Annotated in this window: 16 protein-coding genes and 2 pseudogenes; 7 read left to right on the plus strand and 11 right to left on the minus strand. The window is 64.0% G+C overall.

The features are described from left to right. Positions 1–88 precede the first annotated feature (88 nt). From fhuB to AWB80_RS43625, 3 genes are all read right to left on the minus strand, one after another. Positions 89–2,116: a Fe(3+)-hydroxamate ABC transporter permease FhuB gene (gene fhuB, locus AWB80_RS36705; RefSeq protein ID WP_061179540.1), complete on the minus strand. Its 2,028-nt coding sequence runs from the start codon at positions 2,114–2,116 to the stop codon at positions 89–91. Further along, positions 2,109–2,909 (minus strand): ABC transporter substrate-binding protein, encoded by an 801-nt coding sequence (locus AWB80_RS36710; protein ID WP_061179541.1) that lies wholly within the window; start codon positions 2,907–2,909, stop codon positions 2,109–2,111. The genes fhuB and AWB80_RS36710 overlap by 8 nt, the downstream gene beginning before the upstream one ends. A gap of 104 nt (positions 2,910–3,013) precedes the next feature. Then, positions 3,014–3,688, minus strand: coding sequence for a hypothetical protein (locus AWB80_RS43625; protein ID WP_143328202.1), 675 nt, complete (start codon positions 3,686–3,688; stop codon positions 3,014–3,016). 26 nt (positions 3,689–3,714) lie between these two features. Between AWB80_RS43625 and AWB80_RS36720 the strand changes: the two genes are divergently transcribed. Then, complete coding sequence (locus tag AWB80_RS36720) at positions 3,715–4,626, plus strand: AraC family transcriptional regulator (RefSeq protein WP_244206928.1); 912 nt, start codon at positions 3,715–3,717, stop codon at positions 4,624–4,626. A gap of 255 nt (positions 4,627–4,881) precedes the next feature. Here the strand turns inward: AWB80_RS36720 and AWB80_RS36725 are convergent, their stop codons facing one another. Continuing rightward, on the minus strand, positions 4,882–5,652 hold the full coding sequence (locus AWB80_RS36725; protein WP_244206929.1) for a TetR/AcrR family transcriptional regulator: 771 nt from the start codon (positions 5,650–5,652) through the stop codon (positions 4,882–4,884). Between AWB80_RS36725 and AWB80_RS36730 the strand changes: the two genes are divergently transcribed. After that, positions 5,632–6,135 (plus strand): DinB family protein, encoded by a 504-nt coding sequence (locus AWB80_RS36730; protein ID WP_061179545.1) that lies wholly within the window; start codon positions 5,632–5,634, stop codon positions 6,133–6,135. The genes AWB80_RS36725 and AWB80_RS36730 overlap by 21 nt on opposite strands. Positions 6,136–6,449: 314 nt before the next feature. Here AWB80_RS36730 and AWB80_RS36735 read toward each other — a convergent pair. Continuing rightward, a pseudogene (locus AWB80_RS36735) lies at positions 6,450–7,383 on the minus strand (quinone oxidoreductase family protein). Continuing rightward, a pseudogene (locus tag AWB80_RS36740) lies at positions 7,380–7,654 on the minus strand (hypothetical protein). The pseudogenes AWB80_RS36735 and AWB80_RS36740 overlap by 4 nt, the downstream one beginning before the upstream one ends. 613 nt (positions 7,655–8,267) lie before the next feature. Between AWB80_RS36740 and AWB80_RS36745 the strand changes: the two are divergent. From AWB80_RS36745 to AWB80_RS36765, 5 genes are all read left to right on the plus strand, one after another. Further along, a complete protein-coding gene (locus AWB80_RS36745; protein ID WP_061179547.1) occupies positions 8,268–8,768 on the plus strand; it encodes a sigma-70 family RNA polymerase sigma factor in 501 nt (166 codons plus the stop codon). Next, positions 8,765–9,748 (plus strand): FecR domain-containing protein, encoded by a 984-nt coding sequence (locus tag AWB80_RS36750; RefSeq protein WP_061179548.1) that lies wholly within the window; start codon positions 8,765–8,767, stop codon positions 9,746–9,748. The genes AWB80_RS36745 and AWB80_RS36750 overlap by 4 nt, the downstream gene beginning before the upstream one ends. A 117-nt stretch (positions 9,749–9,865) precedes the next feature. Next, on the plus strand, positions 9,866–12,277 hold the full coding sequence (locus AWB80_RS36755) for a TonB-dependent siderophore receptor (RefSeq protein WP_087131877.1): 2,412 nt from the start codon (positions 9,866–9,868) through the stop codon (positions 12,275–12,277). Positions 12,278–12,282: 5 nt separating this feature from the next. Next, positions 12,283–13,452 carry a PepSY-associated TM helix domain-containing protein gene (locus AWB80_RS36760; RefSeq protein ID WP_160147506.1) on the plus strand — a complete coding sequence of 390 codons (1,170 nt, stop codon included), beginning with the start codon at positions 12,283–12,285 and terminating at the stop codon, positions 13,450–13,452. Continuing rightward, positions 13,449–13,643: a hypothetical protein gene (locus AWB80_RS36765; protein WP_061179551.1), complete on the plus strand. Its 195-nt coding sequence runs from the start codon at positions 13,449–13,451 to the stop codon at positions 13,641–13,643. Before AWB80_RS36760 ends, AWB80_RS36765 begins: the two co-directional genes overlap by 4 nt. Here AWB80_RS36765 and AWB80_RS36770 read toward each other — a convergent pair. Genes AWB80_RS36770 through AWB80_RS36790 form a run of 5 tightly spaced genes read right to left on the minus strand, consistent with a single transcriptional unit; the run spans position 13,640 to position 18,149 of the window. Continuing rightward, positions 13,640–15,067 carry an aldehyde dehydrogenase family protein gene (locus tag AWB80_RS36770; RefSeq protein ID WP_061179552.1) on the minus strand — a complete coding sequence of 476 codons (1,428 nt, stop codon included), beginning with the start codon at positions 15,065–15,067 and terminating at the stop codon, positions 13,640–13,642. The genes AWB80_RS36765 and AWB80_RS36770 overlap by 4 nt on opposite strands. A gap of 42 nt (positions 15,068–15,109) precedes the next feature. Next, positions 15,110–15,976 carry a transporter substrate-binding domain-containing protein gene (locus AWB80_RS36775; protein WP_061179553.1) on the minus strand — a complete coding sequence of 289 codons (867 nt, stop codon included), beginning with the start codon at positions 15,974–15,976 and terminating at the stop codon, positions 15,110–15,112. 40 nt (positions 15,977–16,016) lie between these two features. Continuing rightward, a complete protein-coding gene (locus AWB80_RS36780; RefSeq protein ID WP_061179554.1) occupies positions 16,017–16,766 on the minus strand; it encodes an amino acid ABC transporter ATP-binding protein in 750 nt (249 codons plus the stop codon). Between the two features lie 37 nt (positions 16,767–16,803). Further along, positions 16,804–17,481: an amino acid ABC transporter permease gene (locus AWB80_RS36785; protein WP_061179555.1), complete on the minus strand. Its 678-nt coding sequence runs from the start codon at positions 17,479–17,481 to the stop codon at positions 16,804–16,806. Continuing rightward, positions 17,478–18,149 carry an amino acid ABC transporter permease gene (locus AWB80_RS36790; protein WP_061179556.1) on the minus strand — a complete coding sequence of 224 codons (672 nt, stop codon included), beginning with the start codon at positions 18,147–18,149 and terminating at the stop codon, positions 17,478–17,480. The genes AWB80_RS36785 and AWB80_RS36790 overlap by 4 nt, the downstream gene beginning before the upstream one ends. Positions 18,150–18,217 lie beyond the last annotated feature (68 nt).

Here is an 18,217-nt window from a genome sequence, read left to right on the forward strand (position 1 = left end):
CGCTGCATGCGGGCTGGAATCGGATGGGGACATTTGTTTTATCTATCGAGGCACGTGCGGCCCCGTTCTTTTCACTTCGATGCAAACTTCATGTGCGCCGCGCGCTGCGCAGCAGAATCAGCGTGACGAGCCACGGACCGCCGAGCAGCGTCGCGACGAGAGCGGCGGGAAGCTGCTCCGGGTACGGAAGCTGCCGGCCTAGCCAGTCCGAGACTACCATCAGCAGGGCGCCGAGCATCGCCGCGAGATAGAGTTGTGGCAGCGGACGCCGCCCGCCCGATAGCCGCGCGATATGCGGTGCGATCAGCCCGACGAAGGACAGCGGCCCGACCACGACGGTCGCCGCCGCCGTTGACAACGCAGCCAACAGCAGCAGGCCGAAGCGCGCGCGCCCGATCGGCACGCCGACGCTCGCCGCCACCTGCGGACCGACGCCGAGCGCCGCGAGCCATCGCGCGAATAGTGGCGCCACGACGAGCATCAGCACCGCGAGCGCGGCGGTGACAAAGGCCATCGCCGGCTCGATGTAATAAGTCGAAACGACAAGCAGATCGAGCAACACACCCGCACGCGGATCGCCGCTCGCCATCACCGCACCGACGACGGCTTGAAACAGCGCGCTGATCGACAGTTCGACGAGTAGCAGCCGCTGCGGCGCGAACTGCGCGCGTCGCCCGAGCCAAAGCAGCAGGCCGAGCGTGACGCACGCGCCGGCCACGCATCCTGCAAACAGCGCGGCCGGCTCGAAGCTGCCGGCGATCATGAGCACCGCGATCACGCCGAACATGCCGCCCGAACCGACGCCGAGCAGGTCGGGGCTCGCCATCGGATTGGCGGTCATACGCTGCAGCAGCGCGCCCGCCGTACCGAGCAGGCTGCCCGCCGCGAGCGCGGCAAGCAGATGCGGCACGCGCCAGAACATCAGTGCGTCGATATCGGCGAGGCGCGCGAGACGCCAGCCCTGTGGCCCGCGCGTGACGACGAACGACAGCGCGCACGCGATCACGAGCAGCGTCGCCCACACGAGCGGCATCGCGCGTATTCCGTGCACGGCGGTGCCAGGGTCGTGCACTTCGTGCATGTCCGGCGTCGTGCGCAGGCGCGGCAGCAGCGCGACCAGCAGCGGCACGCCGATCATCGACATGACGGTGCCAGTTGGAATCAGGTGCGCCGAGAAAACCTCGCCTTGCGTGACGAGGCGCACGAGTTCATCGGTCAGAAAGAGCAGAGCGCCGCCCAGCAGGGGCGCCCATACGAGCCGTTCGCGCAACCGGCGCGCGCCCGCGAGCCGCCCCAGCAGCGGCGCCGCCAATCCGATGAACCCGATCACGCCAACCTGCGCCACCACGCTCGCCGTGAGTGTGACCGCCACCAGCAGCGCCACGCCGCGCATCCAGCCGACCGCGACACCAAGGTTGCGCACGGTCGCATCGCCGGCATCGAAGAGTTGCAGCGGACGATGCAGCAGCGCCGCCGCCAGCGCGCAGCCGCCCACGCACGCCGCGACGCGCACGGCAGGTTGCCAGCCGGTCTGGTCGAGCGCGCCGCCGCCCCAGATTTGCAAACCCTGCAGCAGATCGAAATGCATGACGCCGATTGCGAGGCTGATTGCGCCGCAGTACAGATTGACCACCATGCCCGCGAGAATCACGCTCGCCGGTGACATGCGTTGCAGCCACGCCAGGCTGAGCACGACGGCCATCGCCAGCGCGCCGCCTGCCAGCGCGATGGGTTCTCGGCCCGCGGCCAGCCAGCCCGGCAGCCACACGCTCACAACGGCGATCGCGAGGTATGCGCCTGGAAAGATGCCGAGCGTCATCGGTTCGGCGAGCGGATTGCGCAGCACTTGTTGTACGAGCACGCCTGCCAGTCCGAGCGCTGTGCCGCATAGCAGCGTCATGGTGATATGCGGCAGCACGCTCTCATGCACCAGCACGTCGCGCATGTCGGTGAGGTCGGGCGAGACGAGCGCTCTCCAGACCGACGCGCCTTCGAGGGCACCATGCAGATGCAGCACGGCGAGACACATGGCGGGTAGCAGCAGGCCGAGCAGCGCGAGCCGCCAGTCGCGCGGCGTGGCGGATGGGCGAGTGGGTCCGACGCGGTTGCTACGCAAGCCCGCCTCCGCCGTTATCGATAGTGACGCGTGCATCCGCCATCGCCATGGCAAATCGTTGCATCGAGGTGAGACCGCCGTATGGGGCGATGATCGGCAACACTGCAACGCGTTTTTCGCGGGCCGCGGGTAGCGCGCGCCACAGCGGACTCGATGCCAGCGCCGCGCGAATGTCGGGCGCGAGTGGCTGTGTCAGCGCAATATCGGCGTCGGGGATATCGAGCAGGCGTGGCAGCGGCACGACCGCCGAACCCATCCCGTTCGTCGTCCAGCGCACGTGTCCATTCGCGGCGTTCGGCATTTCGATTTTAGCGAGCACGTCGTCGAAGAGACTGCCCGCGCCGTACACGCGCAGATGCCGCTCGTCGATCACGTCCGCGACGACCACCGGCCGGCCGCGCGGCATGCGCGCCGCGACGTCGCTCAGTACACGCACTGTCGAGGCGAGGAGTGCGTCGGCCCGGGCGCGGGAGTCGAGCGCATCGGCCATCGTGCGGGTTTCGGCGCAGAGACTGGCGTAGGGATGCGCGTCGGTCATGTACGCGCCGAGCGTGAGCGTCGGCGCGATGCGCCGCAGCGGCTTGAGCAGCCCAGCATGCGCGGGCGTGACGATCAGCAGGTCCGGCGCGAGCGCGAGCAGGGCATCGAAATTGGGCGGATATAGAAGGCCAACATCCGCGACATTGGAAGGCAGCGGGGGCACGGCGATGGTGTTCGTGTACCACGCGGGCAGCGGAATGCCGACCGGCGCGCGCCCGAGCGCGAGCAGCGTCTCGGTCAGCTCCCAGTTCAATACGACGATGCGTCGTGGCGCGGGTCTGCCTATTGCGCTCGCGGCAGGCGAGAACGCGAAGAGGGCGGCGGCGCCTCGAAGCAGTGTACGTCGGTGCTGCGATGTCATAACGCAAAACCCACGCGGCGGCCAATGGCGGCATCGGTCGTGACGGACATCGGCACGCCATAGATAGCTGCGAGCCGCGCTGGATCGACGATATCCGCCGTGTCCCTGCACATCAGCAGTCGCCCTTCGCGAAGCGCGACGAGACCAGACAACCCGCGATCACCGCGCGCGGCATCGCGATCGACGGCAGGCTTTTGAAGTACACGACGATGGTGTCGAGATCCTGCGGCAGCGGGTTGATGGCGCGGGAGGCGCCGCATCGTTCGAGATCCCGGTACGACGCGCGCGCGATACGGCCGATCGTCTGCAAGTGTAGGCGCGCTTTTGCGTGCTGTCCGAGGTACATACAGCATCTGCGAAACCACACGTATGACGAGCACCACAACGCCCAGCGCCGCGAAGCGCAGGCCGAGCGTAAGCAGCTTGTCGCCTCTTGCGCGCGGCGCCTGGTTGATCAGGGCGACGAGTGCCGCGTTCGCCGCGCCGCTAACTAGGCTGACGACCAGCGCGACGGGCAGCAGGGCGGGCGCGCTGCGGATCGACGCGGCTAGCAGCGACACGAAGCGCACACCTTCGGTGGAGCCAGGGACAGCATGCGTGTGCCTGCCCAGAGCTTGAGAGCAAAATGCTCGTTGAGATGCGAGTAACGTGAGAATACGAATCGTTAACATTTCGACCGATGATTCGGTGCAAAGCCATGAGTGGGCACAAGTCTAGCGGTTTGCTGAAACACCAGGCCGACATCGGATATCGAATTTTTGACAAAACTTTGCCAATTCGCGATATTGCATCCGGACGACTTATTCTGGGTATGAAAGATTTCCTACTCAAACGCTATCCGACGGAGCGCGTTCCGTTGCCGCGAGACGTGATCGCAAGTCTCTTCGACTATCGCCATGGCGAACGTGTGACGTGGCATCAACACAAGCGTGGACAACTGGTGTTTGCGGTGCAGGGCGTTGTGCGCGTGCTCACACCCGCGCGCACTTGGGCGCTGCCGCCGTCGCGCGCCGTGTGGTTGCCGTCCGATGTCGATCACGAACTGCACGCCGTCGGCGAAATGCAACTGTGCAGCGTGTATTTCGAACCGCGTGTGTTTCCCTGGTCATGGCATCAACCGGCCGTGATCGCCGTGTCGCCGTTGATGAGGGAGCTGGCTATTGCGCTTGGCGGCGCAGGCGAGCGATACGCCGAGGGAAGCCGCGCTGCGCTCTGCGCGCCGCTATTGCTGAAAGTCTTGAAAGAAACGCCCGCTCTCGCCGAGCCTGGTGTGCCATTACCGCGAGACGCACGGCTGCTGCAGATATGCGAGCACATGATGAGCGATCCGGCGAGCGAACTGACGCTTGATTTCTGGGGCGAGCAGTTCGAAACCAGCGGCCGGACCTTGGCGCGCTATCTGAACGCCGAGAAGGGGTTGACTTTTGGCGCGTGGCGCCAGCAAATACGCGTAGCGGAAGCAATCACGCTGCTCACACTAGGACAACCAGTGACGCAGGTGTCAAAGAAGCTCGGTTATCGCAGCGCCAGTGCCTTCATCGTCATGTTTCGCCAAGCTACTGGAGAGCCGCCACAGCGTTATCTGGCGTCGCGCACGTCGGCCAGTTGAACACATCTTTCAATGAGACGCGAGTACTACCTCGCGTGTAGGTCGTCACTATCCTTTACGGATCGCCCCGGTAAGCCCGTGCGAAGGAACTCGCGGCAGAGCCACTTTCGGTCACTTGCGGCGCAGGCTAGGTTCTTCCGAACCGGCCGTTCGTGACAGCCGCTACGCTCGACCGCGGCGGCGAGGAAACGGGCGCTTTGTGTACGACTCCAGGCCACCCCTCCGTACGGGCTACAGGCGCAGTGCGACTGGTGCTCATCTTTTCAGATATCCGGTCACGAGGCGAGTCGCCTCCTCGATGAGCGCCTCCATCGTTTCGTCCGAAAGCATCTTGGAATACTGCAGCACTGCGTTGTGCGTCAACGCCTCAATGGCCGTCACGCATACAAATGATGCGAGCCCCAGGTCGTCGATACGCAGTTCGTCGCGGTGCCTCTCCAGATAAGTGCTGAACATGGTGAAGTTCTCACGATTGAACCTCTCCAGCTTCTCGAGCTTGCCCACGCGCGGAATCTGCTCCGCGAGTACGCGATGCAGTTTGGGATCGACACGGTGAGCCTTAACCGCAACCGCGACGAGTTTGTGCACCGCTTTGTCGACCGATTCGGTCAAAACCCCCACCAATTCGCCCCGAACCATCTGCATGATCTCCTGCTGGTGGCGTTCGATGACGGCGGCAACGAGTGCCTCCTTGCTGGGGAAATATTGGTAGAGCGAACCAACGCTCACTCCCGCCACCGCTGCGATGCGGTTGGTGCTGGCCTTGTCAAAGCCTTCCTTGACGAGAATGCGAGCAGTCGCTTCAACCAGAGCGGCGACGGTCGCGCGCGATCGCTGCTGGGTGGCGACTTTCCTGGGTTTTGTGAGCGGTCTGCGTGCCATTTTTCCACGCCACCAATGCGAGTATAAAAAGCGAATGATAGCTCGTACATTACCCAAGATGGAAATGCAGGGCAGAACCTTGCGCAACGGGCGCGACGCGGAAAACTCTTGGGGATTCACGACATGCACGACACCTTGCAACATTTGTTTCGATACAAGGCCTGGGCGAACGACGAGCTACTCACCAGACTGGCCGGGCTTGGGGCTTGGCGTCGACTCACCCTTACCCGACTGGCCGTCAAGGCTCTGAGCCACAGCTACGTCGTCGACCGGATCTTCGCCGCGCATCTGCAGCGAAAGTCTCATCCCTATACGTCGTCTAACCTGAGCGAGTTGCCAACGCTGTACGATCTGGCTGCGGACATCAGGACGTCCGATCAGGAATACATCAATTACGTGTCTTTGCTCGACCGCGACGCCCTAGTTGAACGGATCGATTTTGTATTCACCGATGGTGCACCGGGCTGCATGTCCCGCGAGGAAATGCTCATGCACGTCATCAACCACGGAACCGGCCACCGCGGCCAGGTTAGCGCCCTTATGCTGCTCAACGCCGTTTCACCGGCGAGAGACGGCTTCACGACCTATTTGCATGAAGCGGAGGCGTCGATGAGAGGGCGAAGCTGACGCGTGGATGAACACCTGGTCGCGGCAATTCCGTGACTCGGCGAGTCTGGTGTTATGGCTTCGCGGGCGCACCTCTGCCGTCGGCATGGATAAGCCTGCGATTCAGTTTGCTACCGCTCTCATCAGAGCATCGGCCGGCAGGTTGATTTACCTCAACGCGTTCGGGTGGACGTGGTGCCCAAATAAGCTATTGTCAGGACACCCGTTGTGGAGCCTGACAGCGGTCATGAATTTATGGCGCAACGGGCCCGAAGCCAGTCCGACACTGCCATCCATGCGCCTTCCCTTCGCAGGCCACAGGAAAAGCATATCGTTTACGTCATCAGCACGGTGCGCGAACGGCCTTCAGCGTTTGCCCATTGCGAAGCGATGTCGGCAAGCGGCGCGGTGTGCGTGGCGATCTGCAAACGCGCGGGTATGGCTGCGTGCAACACCTCTTCCACGGTCTTCAGTAGCCGTGGGAGCGGCACGCTGTCGATGCCGCTGCCCATTAGCGTGATCGCTGATGCGCGCAAGGCGGCGCCTGGCAATTCGAGCGCGTCGCCCCCGATCGAGCCGATCTGCGCGAAGCAAAGCGGATATGCATCAGGCAGCGCCGTCGCCGCGCGAACGAGCAATGCGCGCGCGCTCGTGCCCCATAGATAATCGAGCACCACATCAACGCCCCTGCAGAAATGCGCCTCGAACACGTCGCCCAACGCGCGTTCGTCCTCCTCGAGCGAGATCACGCTGTCGGCACCCCAGTGCGTGCAGCGCAGAGAGCGTCGGTCGATGTCTGCCGGTCGCGATCACCTTCGCCGCGCCGAGATGCTTTGCGATCTGCACGGCGAGACTGCCCGACGTGCCGGTCGCGCCGTTGATTAACACCGTCTCGCCAGCGATAAAGCGAGCGCGCTGTTTAAGCGCCGCCCACGATGACATCCCCGGAATCGCAAGCGCGGCGGCCACGTGCGGCGCCAGCGCCTCGGGCAGTGCCACGCAGTGCCTGTCAGGGACAAGCGTGCGCTCGGCGAGACCGCCGAACGGTGCGGTCGGCGCGAAAAAATAGACGGGCGAGCCGTCCTGCCGCCGTCCGACCGGAAACGCGCCCGAGGATGAATAGTGCGTGCCGGAGGCGCGCGAACGGGTCACATGACTCAAGGCCGACGCGCTAACGTCGACTAACGTATGGCCTGCGAGCGGTGCAGGTTCGTCAAAGGGCGCATATACCGGGGTAGTGCCCTTGCGCGTCACGACAGCAGCTTTCATACGCGCGCCTCTTTGGCCAGGTGTTGGTCGATCAACGCGCGCAGCGCCGGGTCGCGGACATCGAGCACGTCAAAAAGCCCAAGTGCGCGCAGCGCGGGCACCGCTTCGACGTTATCGGCAGCGGCATTTGCACGCGCCGCATCGTCGGCGCCTTGGTCTCTCCACACGCGTGCGTTGATAAGGAAAGCGCCAACTGTCCCTTTGCGAAGGGTCACACCGTCAAAATCGCGCCCGCATAGCGGTGGTCGGGTAGCAGCCGGTCGGCTCGCATCGGAGTTCCCCTTGGATTCGGATGCCCTCCGTCTATGAGTGCAATGTCGGCGCATCTCTCCAGCCAGTCGGGCGGCAGCGCGCTACGCATGGTTGTCGTGCGACCGTCGACAGTTCATGGGGCAGTTCGAATGCCTTGCCGAGTCGAACATGGCTCAGATGCGTGTTGATCTTGAGGAGCGTTCGGGTCGTCCCGCTGCTGTTCGTCCATAGCAGTTCAGCGCCAATGTCCCACGCACTGTGGCGATGCGCTCGCCGGTCGCTTCGTCGAGCCACAGTGCCGTTTGACCGCCATTATGGCCGCGCCGATGGCCTTCGGCCCGGCGAGGATAGGATGCGCCGGATTCGGCTCGGTGACGGAGTAAGCGGTGCTGTCGGCGAGCCACACGAGCGCAAGTGGAGGCACGCCACATTCAAACGAGTACGCGTCGAATTAAGCTCGCGTAATCGAACCATCAAGCCAACCATCCGACTTCAGGAGCGGGGATAAACCGGTCGGCACGTCTCGATGAGGCGTGTGAAACGCGGAAGCGGAGCCGGCATGGGACAATCCGCTGGATATGAGATTAATTCTCATTTACACTGCGGTTTTAGTTTCCGCCAGTGGCGCCATCATGTCTGTTTCAGGCACGGATACCGTTCAGCATCTCTATGCCAACCACCATGCCTGGCTGCAAGGCTGGTTGAGGCGTAAGCTCGGCTGCGGGTTCGAAGCCGCTGATCTCGCCCACGATACCTATGTTCGTCTGATCGCGTCGCGGCGTCTTCCTGAGCCGGAGGACTCGCGCGCCTATCTGATGCAGATCGCGAAGGGTCTCGTCGTGGATCTCTATCGACGAAGGCAGATCGAAGCGGCGTTTCGCGAATCGCTTGCGTTGATACCGGAAGAACAGTGGCCGTCAGCGGAGGCGAGGGCGATCGTGCTCGAAACGCTCTCCGAAATCGATGCGATGCTCGCCGCCTTGCCCGCGAAGGTGCGTGAGACCTTCATGCTCTCGCGTTTCGACGGGCTGACCTACTCCGAGATCGCAACGCGTCTGAACGTGTCCGTCGCGAGCGTGCGCAAGTACATGCTCAGGGCGCTGCACGCCTGTCTTCTCGCGTTCGGCGAATGAGCGGCCGTGTGTCGCCCGCGCTGGCGCAGCCCCGTATCGACGATGCCGTGCTCGATGAAGCGCTCCAGTGGCTCGTCACGCTGTGGTCGGGCGAGGCCGGCGACAAGGAACGCGAAGCGTTGGCGTGCTGGCGGCGTGCCGATCCGGCGCATGAGGCGGCGTGGCAGCGCGTTCAGTCGATCGATAACCGGCTCGGCGCGTTGCCAACCGCAATAGCCGGGCCGGCGCTGCGCGGCGCACGCGCACGCGCGGGGCGGCGCGCCGTGCTCCGCTCCCTGCTGTTCGCGGGCGGAACCGGTGCGCTCGCGTGGGCCGCACGCGACGCAGTCCCGTGGCGAAACTGGACCGCGGATTATCGCACGGCGACGGGCGAACAACGCTCCGTCCAGCTTGCGGACGGCACGCGTCTCACCCTGAACACGGGAACCGCCCTCGACGTGCGCTTTGGACCGAATGAACGGCGCTTGCTGCTGCGCGCCGGCGAAATTTATGTCGCGACGGCGCATGAAATGTCGCGAGCGTATCGACCGTTCATCGTCGATACGGCGCAGGGCGCGGTCGAATCGCTCGGGACGCGTTTCACGGTGAGGCAGGGCGATTCGCGCTCGTACGTCGCCGTCTACGAGGGTGCGGTATCGGTCCGGCCAATGCATGCGGCGTCCGCGCGGCGCATCGACGCGGGCCAGCAAGCGGCGTTTTCGCGCGACGAGGTCGAGGCGCCTTCTCCCGCCAACGCCGACGCCACCGGCTGGACGCGCGGCCTGCTGATCGTCGAGCAGATGCGGCTCGATGCATTCCTGAGGGAACTCGGCCGCTATCGCACAGGCTTCCTGCGCTGCGATCCGTCGATCGCGAATCTGCGCGTGTCGGGCGTCTTTCCTCTTGCCGACACCGACCGTGTACTCGCCGCGCTCGAACAGGCGCTGCCCGTCAGCACGCGCTATGCGACGCGTTACTGGGTGACCGTAGACGCGCGCTGAGCGCGTCGCGCCGGTCGCGCCGAAAAAAATTTGCATCTGCGAGTAGCACTTTCTCTTTCTCGCCCGGGATATCAGGAAAGCACTGTTCATCCACTGGTCGAGAAAGGAAATCAAAGAATGAGTTTGCGCTTCACGCCAAAGCCAATATTGGTGGGCTGCCTCGCGCTTGCACCGCTTGCCGCGACCGCGCAATCCGCGCCCGCTGTCGTCGCGAGCCCGGCCGCGCGGCCTTACGACATCGCCCCAGGCACGCTGGATCAGGTGCTCAACCGATACGCGAGCGCCGCAGGCGTTCTGCTGACGGTCGACAGCGCGCTGACCGCGGGCAAGCGTAGTCCGGGGCTGCACGACAGTGTCGGACTCGACGCAGGCTTCGACGCGATTCTCTCCGGTAGCGGACTCGAAGCCGTTGGCGATGTCTCCGGCGGCTACCGGCTTGCCCTGCGAAAATCCGAACCCCAAAACGCAGACGCCAGCGAGGCGCAAGGCGTGGAACTCGCGCCGGTCGTCGTGACAGGCCAGCGTCAGGAAGGCGACGCGGTCTATGGCTATGTGGCGCATCGCAGTACGGGCGCTTCCAAGACCGATACGGCGCTGATCGAGACACCGCAATCCGTGTCGGTCGTCACGCGCGGACAGATGGACGATCAGGGCGTGCAGAGCGTGCGCGAAGCGTTGCGTTATACGGCGGGCGTCATGTCGGAATATCGCGGCGGCAGCAGCAGCCGCTACGACACGGTCTCCTATCGCGGATTCGGCGGCGGCGTGAACTACGACTATTCGTATCTCGACGGCACGCGCCTTCTCGGCGGCAACTACGCCGTGCCGCAGATCGATCCGTATAACCTCGACCGCGTGGAGATCATCAAGGGCCCGGCGTCGGTGCTCTATGGACAGGTCAATCCCGGCGGCATGCTGAGCCTCACCAGCAAGCGGCCGCCCGAGGAAGCTTTTCACGAGATCGAGTTGGAAGCGGGTAATCACGACCGCTGGCAGGGCGCGTTCGACGTAGGCGGCCCGGTCGACAAGAATGGCGCCGCGCTCTACCGCCTGACGGGCCTCGCACGCGATAGCGATACGCAGGCCGATTTCGCGCGCGAACAGCGCATATCGATTTCGCCATCGGCCACCTTCAGATTCGATCGCGATACGGAACTGACGCTGCTCGCGAACTATCAGCACGATCCGCGCGCGGGCTACTTCGGCTTCCTGCCCGCGCAGGGCACCGTGCTCTACAACCCGGCGGGCAAGATTCCGACGAGCTTCTTCGACGGCGATCCCGACTTCGACCGTTTCGACCGCACGCAATATCAGTTCGGCTACGCGTTCTCGCATCGTTTCGACGATGTCTGGACCTTCCGCCAGAACGCGCGCTACATGCACATGGACGTGGACTACGAGTCGGTCTATTCGAATGGCCTGCAGGCCGACGGCCATACGCTCAACCGGCGCGCGATCCACACCGTCGAACACAGCGATTCGCTGACGCTCGACAACCAGGCCGAAGCGAAATTCGGCACCGGGCCGCTGCGGCATACCGTGCTGTTCGGCTTCGATTACCAGCGCTTCGCGGAAAATCAGGCGCAGGGCACCGGCAGCGCGCCGACGCTCGATTTCCTGAACCCGGTCTACTATCAGGCGTTCACGCAGCCCGCGCTCAGTCAACTGACGCATCAGGTGCAGAACCAGTTCGGCGTCTATGCGCAGGATCAGTTGCGGCTCGGAAAATGGGCGCTCCAGCTCGGCGTGCGGCAGGACTGGACCACCGCCGATACCGACGACCGCACGGCGGGCACATCGACCGATCAGGCCAGCCACGCGTTCACATGGCGCGCGGGCCTGCTTTATCTCTTCGACAACGGCATTGCGCCTTACGCGAGCTATTCGACGTCGTTCCAGCCGACGGCCGGCACCGATGTCGCCGGCAATCCGTTCAACCCGACCAAGGGCGAGCAATACGAAGTCGGCGTGAAGTACCAGCCGCACGGCTTCAACGGCTTCTTCACCGCGTCCGCGTTCCAGATCAAACAGCAGAACGTGCTTACCACCGATCCGGACAATCCGCTCTTCAGCATTCAGACGGGCGAAGTGCGCGTGCGCGGGGTCGAACTGGAAGCCCACGCGCAACTCACGCGCGGCCTCGGGATGATCGCGTCCTACACGTATCTGAACGATGTCGTCACGTCTGCCAACGACGGCACGCAAGGCAAGCGCCCCGCGATGATTCCCACGCACATGGCGACGCTCTGGCTCGACTACACGTTGCGCGGCGAGCATTTGAACGGACTGGGGTTCGGCGCGGGCGTGCGATACATCGGCCCGAGCTATGGCGCCGCGAACGACAGCTTTAGCGTGCCGGGCGTCGTGCTCCTGGACGCCGCCGCGCATTACGACATCGATCACTGGCGTCTTGCGCTCAACGTGGACAACCTCGCGGATCGCACCTTCGTCTCGTCGTGCGCCACGGCGACGAAATGCTTTTACGGCGCGCGCCGCACGATCATCGGCACGGCGCGCTATCAGTGGTGAACGCGATGCGCATCTGGCACCGGCTACATACGTGGAGCAGTCTCATCTGTACGGCGTTCCTGCTCCTGTTGTGCTTGACCGGCCTGCCGCTCATTTTTCACGATGAGATCGACGCGCTGATCGACGCTGCGCCGGTCCGGTCCGTCGTCGCCAAAGCGGGCGAGGCGTTGCCCGTCGATCTCGATCACATCGTCGCGGATGTGGCGGCACGCTATCCCGGCGAACGCGTGCAGTTCGTCATCTGGAGCGACGACGGGCCGGATCTCCTGAAGGTCAATCTTGCGCCGCCCGCTGGCGTGAAACGCGGCAATCGCCTCGTCGCCGTCGATGAGCATAGCGGCGCGGTACTCGGCGCGGCATGGAGCCAACGAGATTGGCGACGCGGCAATTTCATGACGTTTCTGCTCGCGCTGCATACGGACTTGCTGATGGGCACGGCAGGAAGCCTCGTCTTCTGCGCGGTCGGGCTTCTGTTCGTCATTGCACTCGTCTCCGGCGTCGTGATTTACGGCCGCTTCATGCGCAAGCTCGAGTTCGGCACGGTGCGGCACGAGCGCGGGCGACGCATCCGCTGGCTCGACCTGCATAACCTGCTCGGCATCGCTACCCTGTGCTGGGCGTTGGTCGTGGGCGCGACAGGGATCCTGAATACGCTCGACACGATGCTTTTCGGCTACTGGCAGAAGACGGAGCTCGCCGAGTTGATCAAGCCGTATCGCGATCTTCCGCCAGTCGAGCATCCGGCGTCGGTCGCGCGGGCCACTGAAGTCGCACGCAAGGCCGTCCCCGGCAGAACGCCTTCGTTCGTCGCGTATCCGGGGTCGTTCTTCAGCAGCCGATATCACTACACGGTATTCATGCGCGGCGAGACGCCGCTCACTTCGAGAGTGCTCGCGCCCGTGCTCGTTGACGCCCGCACGCTCCAGGTTAGCGCGGTCGGCGAGCTGCCGTGGTATCTCGTGGCGCTCGAGGCGTCGCGGCCGCTGCATTTCGGCGACTACGGCGGGTTGCCTTTCAAGGCGCTCTGGGCGATGCTCGATCTGATGACTATCGTGGTGCTCGCGGGCGGTCTGTATCTCTGGTTCGCGCGCCGCCGCGCAGAAAGGAGGCGCGGCAGACAGCTCTCGTCTGCGTCGAACAGAGACCGCGGCGTCGATATCGAAGGTCGATCATGAGCCAGCCCGTCCAGCATCAGACAAGGATATGGCGCACGCCTCTGCTGATCGCAGTCAGCACGCTTGTCGGCCTGACATCGGCGGCGTGCGGCGAGGGAGCAGGGCGCTGGGTGTCGTGGATCGCTCTGGCGACGCCGCTGGTCGTGGCGGCGTGGCGCCTCGGTCCGGGAAAAAGGGCGCGCAGCGTCTAGCCCAACAGCGTCGGATCGACATTGACGGAACGCAGATCGCTATAAGCGCGAAGTCCCATCGGCGACAGCGCGATCGACCCGTTCCCCGAGTTCTTGTGCCCGATCCAGCCCAGTCGCGCATCGACGAAATTGCATCGGTTGACATATACCGTCCCCGTCTCGGCTTCGTCGATGAAGCGTTCTGCGCGCGCCTTCGAACGCGTGAAGATCGAAGCACTGAGTCCGTAGCGGCTCGCGTTGACGAGTTCGATCGCGTGTTCGTCGGAAGCGACGCGCATGACAGGCAGCACCGGGCCGAAGGTTTCGTCGCGCATCACGGACATTTCGGTCGTGACGCCGGCGAGCAGCGTCGGCGACAGAAAGAGCGCGTTGCCGATGCGCTCCGTCACACCGCCTGCGATGGCGGTCGCGCCTTTTTCCAGCGCGTCGTCGATCATGTTCTTGAGCGCGTGAACCGCGCGTTCGCCGCCGAACAACGGGCCGAGCGTTGTGTCCGGGTGCATCGGGTCGCCCGAGCGCTGCTCGCGCATGATGCGCGCGGCGGCTCCGACGAACCTGTCGTGCAAGCTCTCGTGAACGAACACGCGCTTCACCGCGCAGCACGATTGCCCCGAGTTATGCAGCCGTCCGATTCGCACGGTCCATTCCACCGCGCTGTCCACATCGGCATCTTCCGCGATATAGGCCGCGTCATTGCTGCCCAGCTCGAGCGACGAGCCGATGAAGGGCTTGCGCACCGGCTGGTTCGCGCGACGCGCCACGCTCGTCTGGATCGCGCGGCCGCCCTGCACGGAACCGGTGAACACGACATGATCGATATCGGCTTCTTCGATGATCCGCGCCGACACGTCGTAGTCCACCGTCACGTTGACGAGCAACGGCCCGATGCCGCCGAGCTCGCCGAACGCCCGCTCGAAATGCCGGCCGACGGATGGCGTCGTCGTGTGCTTGAGCACGACACCGCTGCCGGCGAGCAACGCGCACATCGTGCCGTTGATGGCGCAGAACAGCGGGTAATTCCACGGCGTGATGATATAGACCACGCCTTTCGGAACGAACTCGATGCGCCCGGCGAAGTCGTCCGTGTGATAACGCGCAAGATCGTGCGGGGCGAGGGCGCCGTCCTCCGCGAAACGGCACATGAACTCGGCGCGCTCGATCATGTAGTCGATCTCCGCCGCCGCCGCGCTGAGCGGCTTGCCCATCTCGCGCGTGACGTCGCGGGCAATCTCGTCCTTGTGACCGCGAAAATAATCGAGCGCGCGGCGCAACTGGCCGGCTCGTTGCGCAGGCGGGCATGTCGCCCACATTCGGGCGGCCGCGCGCACGCGCGTGATCATTTCATGAACATCGTCCAGGCTTTCCGATGCCGCGGAAAACACCCGTTCGCCGGTAAAAGGATTGCTTAGCTCGATCATGCTCATACCATGCGTTCTCCACGATTTATCGATAAAGCCGAGACGAGATCAGCGCAGCACCGTGTTGACACTGGAGCTTCCATCGGGCGGCGCGGTGAGATAGCCGTTCAACACGGCCTCCTGAAGCCGTCCCGAGGTGAATTTCTTCACGGCCTGCTCGAAAGTGCCGTCCTGCCTGGCCTGCGCGATCATCCTGTTGACGTAGTTCCGCAAGCCGTCGTCGCCACGCCGCACCGCCGGCGCGCCCCAACTGATGCCGAACGAGACGTTCGAGAGCTGCATGTCGGGATCGCGAGCCACGGCGGGAAGCAGCGCCTTGACGTCTTCGGTCAGACCATCGGCGCGGTGCTGCTGCAGCGCCGTGATGGCGTCGTTCATGCTGTCGAGCAACACGAGATGAATGTCCGGATAGTTCTTGCGCACGTACTGCGCCTGCCATCCGCCCTTCATCGAAAGAAGGGTCTTGCCGTTGAAGTCTTCGAGTTTGTTGTACTGCTCGCCGCGCCGCACCAGCACGCCCGACGCGCCCCAGTTGGTGGAGTCGGCGAAGTCGACCACGCGTTTGCGCTCGTCGGTCGGCGACATGGTGGCGATCACCAGATCGACCTTGCCGCTGATCAGCATCTGCATGCGGGTGGCCGAGGTGACACAGGTGAAAACGGCCTTGCCGGGATCGCCGAACGCGTTCTTCGCGATGTAGCGCGCGAAGTCGACGTCGATGCCTTCCGGCTTTCCCTGGGCATTCAGGAAAGCGGCGGGCGGGGCGTCGCACTTGACGCCGACATTGAGCTGGCCCGCGTGGCTCAGGGTCTCGGGAAGCGCGGCGTCGGCAGCGAAGGACGTGCGCGAAAACGCCGCCATGCCGAATACGAGCGCCGCGACTGCCAAAGTCTTTCTTGTCGATGCGGTCTTCATCGTGAAGCTCCTTGCGTTGCCCGCGAATCTCGTCGTGTCTTCATTTGTGATTGGCGACGAAGCGGCGCGCGCGCTCCGTCGCCGGACGGTCGAAAAACACATCCGGCGGAGACGATTCCAGCACCGTCCCCTGATCCATGAAAACGATGCGGTCCGCGCAACGCCGCGCGAAGCCGGTTTCGTGTGTGACGACGATCGATGTCAGTCCGTCGGCGGTCAGGTCGTCGATGATCGCGAGCACTTCGCTGACGGTCTCGGGATCGAGCGCAGACGTGGGCTCGTCGAACAGCATCACGTCCGGCTGCATCATCATCGAACGGACGATTGCGATGCGCTGCTGCTGTCCGCCGGAAAGCTGGGCCGGGTAGGCGTCGGCCTTGTCGTAGAGACCCACGCGCTTGAGCAGCGCGCGGGCGCGTGTATCGGCGTCTTCACACGACAGCACCTTTTCACGCACGGGCGCGAAGCACAGGTTGCGCAGCACCGTGAAATGCGGGAACAGCGAATAGTCCTGAAAGACCATGCCCATGTTGCGGCGCACGTCGCGCCACGCTTTCTCGCTCAGGCTCGTGATGTCGCGGCCCTTGTAGACGATCGAGCCGCCCGCGATCTTTTCGAGCCCGTTCAGGCAGCGGATGAACGTGCTTTTGCCCGAGCCGCTCGATCCCATCACGACGATGCGTTCGCCCGCCTGCACGCTCAGATCGACCCCGCGCAGCACTTCGAGTTCGCCGTAGGATTTGCGCAGCGCCCGCGTCTCGATGATCGGCGCTTCCTTTGTTTCGGGCATGATGAAACACTCCAGATAGTCGAATCAATCGGATGGATCACGAGCGTCGCACCGGCGCGCCGAAGACCTTCTCGAGCTTGCGCGTGCCACGCATCAGCAGTGTGCCCGCCGCGAGGTAGACGAGCAGAATGAACGTGTAGACGGTGATGCCCGGCATGCCGCCATGAAAGTACGCGGACCGTTCGATGACGATCTGCGCGCCCTTCAGCAGTTCGGTGGCGCCGATCAATGCGCCGAGCGAGGTCGACTGCAACAGGATCGTGCATAGCCCGGCATAGGCCGGAATGACTGGCCGGATCGCCTGCGGCACGACGATGAAGAAGAACGCGTCGATGCCGCGCACGCCGAGCGCCCGGCAGCTCTCCAGTTGATGGCGCGGCACCGCGCAGATGCCGCCGCGTACGATCTCCGCGCCGTTCGCGCCGCCCCAGAGCGATAGGCTCACGATGGTCGCCTCGACCGGACCGAGCTGCAGCCCGAACATCGGCGCGCCGAAGAACACGAAGAACACGCTGACGATCAGCGGCACGTCGCGAAAGAATTCGATGATGGCGCGCGCGCCGACGCGCAGGAAGCCGATCTGCGACGTGGCGATGCCGCCGAACCCGAGCGAGATGACCGTCGAGCACAGCACGCTCATGAGGAAGATGAAGGCGGACAGGCGTGCCGCGTGCAGGAAGAACCCGGCGTTGTCCGTGATCAGATGCAGACTCATCGTGCAAACCCCCGTCCGAGCCGCGCCTCGACGAGGCTGGACATGCACGACATCACCGCCACGATGATCAGATAGCCGACGAAGAGAGCGAAGAAGTTTTCCAGCCCGCGTGCGCTGTTGGCGATGTTGTCCATCGCTACATAGGTGAGTTCAGGCACGCCGATCGCGGTCAGCAGCGCCGAATTCTTGGTGGTCGAGACGGCCGTGTTCATCATCGCCGGGACGACGGTGCGCGTGGCCACGGGCAGGATGATGAAGCAATACGTGCGCAGCGGATGAAGACCCAGCGAACGGGCCGCTTCGATGAGCCGCCGCGGCAGCGAATCGACCGCGCCGCGCAGGTTTTCGAGTTGATAGGCGCCGCCCCAGAGCGACAACACGATGATGCCCGACGTCAACGCATCCACGCGCACGCCAATCTCAGGCAGTCCGAAATAAAAGAAGAAGATCTGCACGAGCAACGGCGTGCTGCGAAACAGGGCGATATAGCCGCGAACCAGCCGGCGCAACACGGGGACTTCGAGGAACAATATGGTTACGCCGATATAACCGATCGCGATGGAAGCCGCGATACAGGCGCACGCGAGTACGACGGTCAGGCGCAGTCCGGTCAGAAGAAGCGGTGTTGCGTCCCACAGATAATGCCAGTCGAAGAAAGTACCGGTCATGCTGTCTCTCTAGTAATAATGAGGCATGCAAAACAAGATCAGTCGGCTGCGATGTTCTTGTTCGGCTT

The sequence above is a fragment of the Caballeronia pedi genome (genome assembly GCF_001544915.2).
Taxonomy (GTDB): Bacteria; Pseudomonadota; Gammaproteobacteria; order Burkholderiales; family Burkholderiaceae; genus Caballeronia; species Caballeronia pedi.